This is a genomic window from Mesorhizobium sp. M7A.F.Ca.US.014.04.1.1, assembly GCF_003998745.1.
Classification (GTDB): Bacteria; Pseudomonadota; Alphaproteobacteria; order Rhizobiales; family Rhizobiaceae; genus Mesorhizobium; species Mesorhizobium ciceri.
This window is the reverse complement of record NZ_RZRW01000131.1, coordinates 1-7,905: the sequence shown is the minus strand read 5'-3', so window position 1 is coordinate 7,905 and position 7,905 is coordinate 1. Positions and strand designations below refer to the sequence as shown.

General features: G+C 63.8%; 7 protein-coding genes. 2 read left to right on the top strand and 5 right to left on the bottom strand.

Going from position 1 to position 7,905, the window contains the following annotated elements; translation table 11 throughout:
• Window positions 1-111: 111 nt before the first annotated feature.
• From EOA22_RS11680 to EOA22_RS11660, 5 genes are all read right to left on the bottom strand, one after another.
• Window positions 112-318, bottom strand: coding sequence for a hypothetical protein (locus EOA22_RS11680; RefSeq protein WP_013528080.1), 207 nt, complete (start codon window positions 316-318; stop codon window positions 112-114).
• Complete coding sequence (locus EOA22_RS11675; protein ID WP_013528079.1) at window positions 315-1,265, bottom strand: carbohydrate ABC transporter permease; 951 nt, start codon at window positions 1,263-1,265, stop codon at window positions 315-317. The genes EOA22_RS11680 and EOA22_RS11675 overlap by 4 nt, the downstream gene beginning before the upstream one ends.
• On the bottom strand, window positions 1,262-2,209 hold the full coding sequence (locus EOA22_RS11670) for a sugar ABC transporter permease (protein ID WP_063169897.1): 948 nt from the start codon (window positions 2,207-2,209) through the stop codon (window positions 1,262-1,264). Before EOA22_RS11670 ends, EOA22_RS11675 begins: the two co-directional genes overlap by 4 nt.
• 109 nt (window positions 2,210-2,318) lie before the next feature.
• Window positions 2,319-3,650 (bottom strand): ABC transporter substrate-binding protein, encoded by a 1,332-nt coding sequence (locus EOA22_RS11665; protein WP_027164284.1) that lies wholly within the window; start codon window positions 3,648-3,650, stop codon window positions 2,319-2,321.
• Window positions 3,651-3,927: 277 nt separating this feature from the next.
• Entirely contained in the window at window positions 3,928-4,617 is a 690-nt protein-coding gene (locus tag EOA22_RS11660) for a PIG-L deacetylase family protein (protein WP_063169898.1), read from the bottom strand.
• A gap of 28 nt (window positions 4,618-4,645) precedes the next feature.
• On the opposite strand from EOA22_RS11660, the gene EOA22_RS11655 reads away from it, so the two are divergent.
• Together EOA22_RS11655 and hrpB are read left to right on the top strand one after the other, a co-directional pair.
• Window positions 4,646-5,536 (top strand): DMT family transporter, encoded by an 891-nt coding sequence (locus EOA22_RS11655; RefSeq protein ID WP_063169899.1) that lies wholly within the window; start codon window positions 4,646-4,648, stop codon window positions 5,534-5,536.
• A gap of 47 nt (window positions 5,537-5,583) precedes the next feature.
• Window positions 5,584-7,905: ATP-dependent helicase HrpB (hrpB, locus tag EOA22_RS11650; RefSeq protein WP_127389976.1), on the top strand; the 2,322-nt coding region annotated here is incomplete at its 3' end.

The following is a 7,905-nucleotide window of genomic DNA, read 5'->3' as shown; positions in this document are numbered from 1 at the left end:
GGCCGAGCATGACGAAGAACTCGCCATCCTCGACGACGAAGTTGGAATCCTGCACGGCGACGAAATCGCCGAAGGCCTTTCTCAGGTGCTGGACACGGATTTCGGCCATGATTATTCCGGGAATTTGGAGACGATGATGAACATCACGGTGCCGGCGAGCATGGTGATGAAGGAGTAGGTGTAGAGCGACAGCGCGAAGGGCTGGAACAGCATCAGGAAGCCGATGGCGATCAGCGCTGTCGCGATGTTTTCCATCAGCCCGCGCCGTGCCCAGGCCGGCCAGCGCGATTTGCGGTTCCCAGGCTTGGTCAAGCTCATTTGCGCACCGCGCCGAAGGTGATGCCGCGCAGCAATTGCTTGCGAAGCAGGATGGTGAAAACCAGGATCGGCACCAGGAAGATCGTCGTGCCGGCCGCGACCGCCGGCCAGTCCTGGCCGCCTTCGCCGATGATGGTCGGGATGAAGGGCGGCGCGGTCTGCGCCGTGCCGGAGGTCAGGAGAGCTGCGAACGCATACTCGTTCCAGGCGAAGATCAGGCAGAAGATGGCGGTCGCGGCTATGCCGGTCGTCGCCTGCGGCAGCACGGTGCGCCAGAAGGCCTGCAGCCGCGTGTAGCCGTCGATCATTGCCGCTTCTTCATATTCGCGCGGGATCTCGTCGATGAAGCCCTTCAGCAGCCAGACAGCCAGCGACACGTTGACCGCCGTATAGAGCAGGATCATGCCGAGCGCGGTGTCCGACAGGCCAAGCTCGCGGTACATCAGATAGATCGGAATGGCGACGGCGATCGGCGGCATGAAGCGCGTCGACAGGATGAAGAACAGGAGGTCGTCGGCGAGCGGCACCTTGAAGCGTGAGAAGCCGTAGGCCGACAGCGTGCCTAAGAACACGGCGCAGAAGGTCGAACCGAAGGCGATGATCAGCGAATTGACGAAGCGCGGCAGGAAGTTGGACGGACCGGCGATCACCATGTTGCGCTTGCGCGTGGTCTCGTCGCAGAAGCCCGTCGCCGGACCCAGCGAGTTGATGTATTCCGGCGTCTGCCGGGTCCGCGTCGTGAACAAATTGCAGTAGCCCTCAAGACTGGGCTGGAACAGGATCTTGGGCGGATAGGCAATCGAATCCGGCGGCGTCTTGAAGCTGGTGGCGAAGATCCACAGCAGCGGCACGATCGAGATCAGTGCGTAAAGCACGATGATCGTGCCGGCGATCCGTTTCGAGTTGCTGCTCGGTGCGACGACCGAATGGGCTGTGGTCAGGCTCATCTCTGCTTCACCTTGTTGAGCGCCTTGACGTAGATGTTGGCCAGGCCGAACACCGCCACGAAAAGGATGATGGCGAAGGCCGAGGAATAACCGGTGCGCCAGCTTTCGAAAGCCTGCCGCTTCAGCGTTATCGAGGCGACCTCGGTCGTCGAGCCCGGCCCGCCGCCGGTCAACAGATTGACCATGTCGAACATCTTGAAGTTCTCGATGCCGCGAAACAGCACCGCCAGCATGATGAAGGGCAGCGCCATCGGCAGCGTGATCGACCAGAACTGCCGCCAGTTCGAGGCGCGGTCGACCTCGGCCGCCTCGTAGATGTATTCGGGGATGGAGCGTAGGCCCGCGAGGCAGATCAGCATCACGTAGGGCGTCCACATCCAGGTATCGACGATGATGATCGACCAGGGCGCCAGCGACACGTTGGAGAGCATCTGAATATTGGTCGGCGGGATCCTCGTGACGAAGGAGATCGCATAGGCGAACAGGCCGATCTGCGGCTCATAGAGGAAGCGCCAGAAATTGCCGACTACCGCCGGCGACAGCATCATCGGCACCAGGATCAGCGTCGTCCAGAAGGCGTGGCCTCGGAACTTCCTGTCGATCAGCCAGGCCAGCGTGAAGCCGATCAGCGTCTGCAAAAGGATCGTCCAGAACACGAAATGCGCGGTCGTCTGCATGGCGATCCAGATGTCCTTGTCGCCGAGGATGCGCTGGTAGTTGGCAAGGCCGAGATTTTTCACCACCTCGTTCGGGCGGTTGGCCCGGTAGTTGGTGAACGACAGATAGATCGCCCAGAACAGCGGGAAGATGTTGATGGCCAGCAGCAACAGGATCGTCGGCGAGATGAACAGCCAGGCGAGGCCCTTGTCGCTGATGCCCCGGACCTTGCGGGCCAACGGTTCCGGGGTCGCCCGGGCAACGTTCTCCGCGGTCCGATTGAGCATGGTGAGTCCTGCTTCGGTCACTTGGTCGTCTCTGTCATGGAATTTATCTGAACTGCATCCCGTGCCAAGGGGCGGCACGGGATGCTTGGCTTAGCTCGGGAGGAGCTGGTTACATCTTGCCATCGTCCTGGAAGACCTGGGTCCAGTCCTTGACCAGGCCGTCGAGCGCATCCTTGGCCGAACCCTGGCCGGCGACGACATAGTCGTGGAAGCGTTTCTGCGAAGCCTGCAGCAGCGGGGCGTAGCTCGGCTCGGCCCAGAAGTCCTTCACGATGGCCATCGAGTCGAGGAAGGTCTGCGCATAGGGCTGGCTGGCCGGGAACTTCGGATCCTTGACCACCGCGTTGAGGCACGAATAGCCGCCGAGCGACCACCATTTGGCCTGCACGTCCTTGTTGGCGAACCACTTGATGTATTTCAGCGCCGCCTCCTGCTTGTCGGAATAGGACACCACGGAGATACCCTGGCCGCCGAGCTGGGCGAACTGCTCGCCGTCGGGACCCTTCGGGTTGACGAAGTAACCGATCTTGTCGCCGCCGACATTCTCGTCCTTCTGCAGGCCCGGCCATGTGAAGGCGAAGTTCATGTGCATCGCCACCTGGCCGGATTTGAAGGCATCGACGCCTTCGCCCATGTAGCTGTTCGAGGCACCGGGCGGCGTGCAGCAATCATAGAGCGCCTTGTAGAACTCCAGCCCCTTGACCGACTTGTCGGAGTTGACGAAGCCTTCCATTTCATAGGGCTTCTTGGGGTTTTCGTATTGGAAGCCATAGCTGTAGAGCACGTCCATGGCGCCCATGGTGATGCCTTCGGAGCCGCGCTCGGTGTAGATCGAGGCGCCATAGACGGTCTTGCCGTCGATCTCGCGCTTCTGGAAGAACTCGGCGACCTGCTTCAACTGGTCGAAAGTGGTTGGCGGGCCGAGGTCCCAACCGTACTTCTCCTTGAATTCCTTCTGCAGCTCCGGCTTGGAGAACCAGTCCTTGCGGTAGGTCCAGCCGACGACGTCGCCCATGGCCGGCAGCGCCCAGTAGTTCGGCGTGTTCTTCGGCCATTCCGAATAGCCGACGACGGTTGCCGGCACGAAATCGTCCATGCTGATCTTCTCCTTGTCGAAGAAGTCGTTCAGCTTGACGTAATGGCCGTTCTCGGCAGCGCCGCCGATCCACTGGCTGTCGCCGATGATCAGGTCGCACAATTTGCCGTGCGAGTTGAGCTCGTTGAGGAAACGGTCGGCATAGTTGGTCCACGGCACGAACTCGAATTTCATGCCGATACCGGTTTCCTTGGTAAAATCCTTGGACAGTTCGACAAGCGCGTTGGCCGGGTCCCAGGCGGCCCAGCACAGGGTCAGGTCTTCAGCGTGCGCGACGTTCGCGACGGCTGTCGACGCTGTGATTGCCGAGGTCAGTCCCAACGCCAGTTTCAAGCTCGATTTCATGACTTCCTCCCATTTGCGAAACGCGCCCGGATGACGGTTTCAAAAAGCCCTCAACCCCTCTCCTCAGGGGCCCAAACATGGCGGCGCGGTTGCGCTGCAGATGTTTAGTAATTTGTTTAGTGATGCAATTTTTACTAAACAAGGCAAGCGAATTCGTTGCTGCGCCGCAGCATGCTTATGGCGATGTCTGAAAACGTTGGGAAAAGCGCGGGTCGCTGGCTGGTTTACCGAAGCTGTTCAGGCCGATTCTGACCGGGACGTGGGGCAGCCTCGGCTTTCAATCTACCCTTCTGGTGCTCACCATCACCTTGCGGATCGCCGGCGCCGGCGGCAGCAGCGCGCGGATATCGGCGAACGGGAACGACGGTTCGAAACGGAAGGCTTCGGCCGATGAGCCTTGCGCGCCGTTGCACTGGCCGGCGCGAAAGGCGTTCTGTGTCCGCGCAATGTCGACGAAGCGGTCGGGATCCTGCGATTGATGCATGCGGATCGCCTCGGCCTTGACGTCGGCATGGGCGGAAATGTCGACATAGTGCGTCGGCGAGAAACCGGTGCCGCCCATCGTGTCGGCATGCAGCACTGGGACGGCGAAAGACGCCGCGATACGAACGCCGTCCGACAGCGCGCGATGGTCTGCATGATAATCGTTGGGCGCATGCGTGATCACCAGATCCGGGCCGATTTGACCGATCAGTGCTTTCAGAGCTCCAATCAGCGCTGCATCGGCCACCAGCTCGCCGTCCGGGAAGTCGAGGAAGCGTGGCACTGCGCCTACCAGCGCGGCCGCGGCCGTTGCTTCGTCGCGACGGACACGAGCGAGAACAGCGGGATCACTTGTGCCGCCCCTGGCACCATCGGTGGCCATGGCAAAAGTGAGTTCTGCGCCTTGCGCAGCATAGGCGGCCATCGTACCGAACATGAAGATCTCGATGTCGTCCGGATGCGCACCGAGCGCCAGGATTTTCAAACCACTCTCTCCCCGGAATTGGAACAACGTGACGAACGGAATCCTGCTCGCCCTGATCGCCTACGCAAGCTATTCGGGTAGCGATGCCGTTGTCAAAAGCCTGGGCGGTCAGCTCACGATCTTCGAGATCGGCTTTTTCATAACCTTGTTCGCGGGCTTCTTCCTGTTCTTCACGCGGCCCGCGGGCGAACGCTGGCGCGATTTCTGGCGCACCAGAAGGCCATGGGCGGTGCAGGCGCGTGCCTGGGCGGGCATCGCTTCCGGCGTGCTCAGTGTCTACGCCTTCACCACCATTCCGCTGGCCGAGTCCTATGCGTTGATATTCCTGGCGCCGCTCTGCGTCACCATTCTCTCCACGGTGATCCTCAAGGAGAAGGTCGGCCCCTGGCGCTGGCTGGCAGTGGTCGCCGGTTTCGCCGGTGTCATGCTGGTGGTGCGGCCGGGCTTTCGCGAGCTCAATCTCGGCCACCTTGCCGCCTTCGGTGTTGCCTTCCTCGCCGCCACCAGCGTCATCCTGATGCGCTCGCTGGCGCAGCAGGAAAAGCGCACCACCATGCTCGGCGTGCTGGTCGGCTACGGCCTGCTGTTCAACGGCATCGGTGCCGCCGCCACCTCGTTCACCGTTCCCGACGGCAAGCAGTTGCTGTGGTTGGCGGCGGCCGGTGCCTTCACAGCAGGTGGACAATTCCTTCAACTGCTGGCCATGAAATACGCGCCTGCCAACCGGGTCGCGCCGACGCATTATTCGCAGATCGCCTGGGCGGTGATCCTCGGCGCGTTGTTTTTCCAGGAATATCCGGACGGGCTGTCGCTGGTTGGCCTGGCGGTCGTTGGCGGCGCCGGCCTGTTGACCATGGTGCGTGAGGAAGCGCGGCTGGGGACCGTGCGCTGGAACCCGTTTTCGCGTACCCGGCTTTGAACCGACTCTGGTTGCGCCGTGGCCGTAACCGCTGATATGCGGGCGCCATGACCACAAAACCCCTGCCGGAGCTTCCTGTGTCCGTCGTGCTGCCGGCGCTGAGGGAAGCGCTTGGCGATGGCAACAGCGCCGTGCTGGTGGCGCCGCCCGGCGCTGGCAAGACCACGCTGGTGCCGCTGGCGCTGCTTGACGCGCCTTGGCTCGGCGCCGGCAAGATCATCCTGCTTGAACCGCGCCGCCTCGCCGCTCGCGCCGCCGCTCGCCGGATGGCTGAGTTGCTTGGTGAGGAACCCGGCGCCACCGTCGGCTACGCCATGCGCATGGAAAACCGCATTTCGGCAAAGACCAGGATCGTGGTCGTCACCGAAGGCGTGCTGGCGCGCATGATCCTCGACGATCCCGAACTGCCCGGTGTTTCGGCTGTCATTTTCGACGAATTCCACGAGCGTTCGCTCGACGGCGATTTCGGTCTCGCTCTGGCGCTCGACGTGCAGGGGGCGCTCAGGCCGGATCTGCGCTTGGCTGTGATGTCGGCGACGCTCGACGGCGCGCGCGTCGCCAAACTCATGTCGGGCGCGCCGGTCGTCGAAAGCGAGGGTCGCGCCTTTCCCGTCGATATCCGTTATGACGAACGGCCGGCCGGCATCGCCATCGAGGACGCGATGGCCAAGGCGATCCGCGCCGCCCTTGCCGACGAGAGCGGCAGCGTCCTTGCCTTCCTGCCCGGCCAGCGCGAGATCGAGCGCACCGCCGAACGGCTGGCCGGCAAGGTCGGCACCGATACCGACATCGTCCCGCTCTACGGCATGCTGGACGGCAAGGCGCAGGACGCGGCGATCAAGCCGCCGCCGGCGGGCCGCCGCAAGGTGGTGCTGGCCACCTCGATAGCCGAAACCTCGATCACCATCGACGGCGTGCGCGTCGTCATCGATTCCGGCCTGTCGCGGCTGCCGCGCTATGAGCCGGCCAGTGGCTTGACCCGACTGGAGACCGTGCGTGTCAGCAAGGCTTCCGCCGACCAGCGCGCCGGCCGTGCCGGGCGCACGCAGCCAGGCGTCGCCATCCGGCTGTGGCGGGCCGAGCAAACGGCTGCACTTCCCGCTTTCACGCCGCCGGAAATCCTTGAGGCCGATCTGTCCGGACTGCTGCTCGATTGTGCTGCCTTCGGCGTTGCCGATCCGTCAGCGCTTGCTTTTCTCGATCCGCCACCTGTTCCGGCCCTCAATGAGGCAAGGGGGCTACTGCGCGCGCTGGATGCCATCGACGAGACGGGGCGCCTGACGGAAGCGGGTGCAGCGATGCGCAAGCTCGCTCTGCCGGTGCGGTTGGCGCATATGGTTGCCGAGGCAGCCGGCAGCGGCCATGCCTTCGAGGCGGCAATGTTCGCCGTGCTGCTTACCGAACGCGGCCTCGGTGGCCTCGGCGCCGATCTGGAGCGGCGGCTGATGCGTTTTCGCGGGGAAAGATCTCCGCGCGCTACCGCCGCCAAGCAGCTCGCCGAAAGGCTGGCAAGGCAGGCTGGCGGAGCAAAGGGCAGCGAAGCTGCGGCGGGCGGTCCCCTGCTCGTGCACGCCTGGCCGGATCGGGTGGCGAAGGCGCGCGGCGAGCGCGGCCGTTTCGTGCTGGCCAACGGCTCCGGCGCCATGCTCGACGCCGCCGACCCGCTGGCGGGCGAGCCGTTTCTGGTCGTCGCCGACCTGCAGGGCAAGGCACAGAATGCGCGCATCACGGCGGCAGCGGCGATCGGCGAGGACGATGTCCGTGTCGCGTTGGCGGACAGGATCGAGGCGCGCCGTGAAACGAGCTTCGATCGGGACAAGCGCGCCGTGCGTGTACGTGAAACCGTGCGCCTTGGCGCCATCACGCTCGCCGAGCGCATGCTGCCGCCGCCAACGGGGGCCGACGCCGACCGCGCCGTCCTCGATGCCGTGCGCCAGCACGGGCTGTCGCTGCTGACCTGGAGCAAGGAGGCGCAAACGCTGCGCCAGCGGCTTGGCTGGCTGCATCGCGGCCTGGGCGCGCCATGGCCCGATATGGCGGATGACGCCCTCGTCGAGCGCCTCGACGACTGGCTGCTGCCTTACCTCGCCGGCGCGGCATCGTTTGCCGCCATCGATGCAGGCGTTGTCTCGGCCGGGCTGGCCAGCCTCGTGCCGCATGATCTGCAGCGCAGGATCGATACGCTGGCGCCGACCCATTTCGACGCTCCGTCCGGCAGCCATGTGCCTATCCGCTATGACGGCGAATGGCCGGTGCTGGCGATTCGCGTACAGGAGCTGTTCGGCCTCGACCGCCATCCTTCGATCGCCAATGGCACTGTGCCGCTGACGCTCGAACTCCTGTCGCCGGCGCGCCGGCCGATCCAGACG

Coding starts and splice junctions, on each gene's coding strand:
- EOA22_RS11675 (WP_013528079.1), bottom strand. CDS start 1,265: ATGAGCCTGACCACAGCCCATTCGGTCGTCGCACCGAGCAGCAACTCG.
- EOA22_RS11670 (WP_063169897.1), bottom strand. CDS start 2,209: ATGCTCAATCGGACCGCGGAGAACGTTGCCCGGGCGACCCCGGAACCG.
- EOA22_RS11665 (WP_027164284.1), bottom strand. CDS start 3,650: ATGAAATCGAGCTTGAAACTGGCGTTGGGACTGACCTCGGCAATCACA.
- EOA22_RS11680 (WP_013528080.1), bottom strand. CDS start 318: ATGAGCTTGACCAAGCCTGGGAACCGCAAATCGCGCTGGCCGGCCTGG.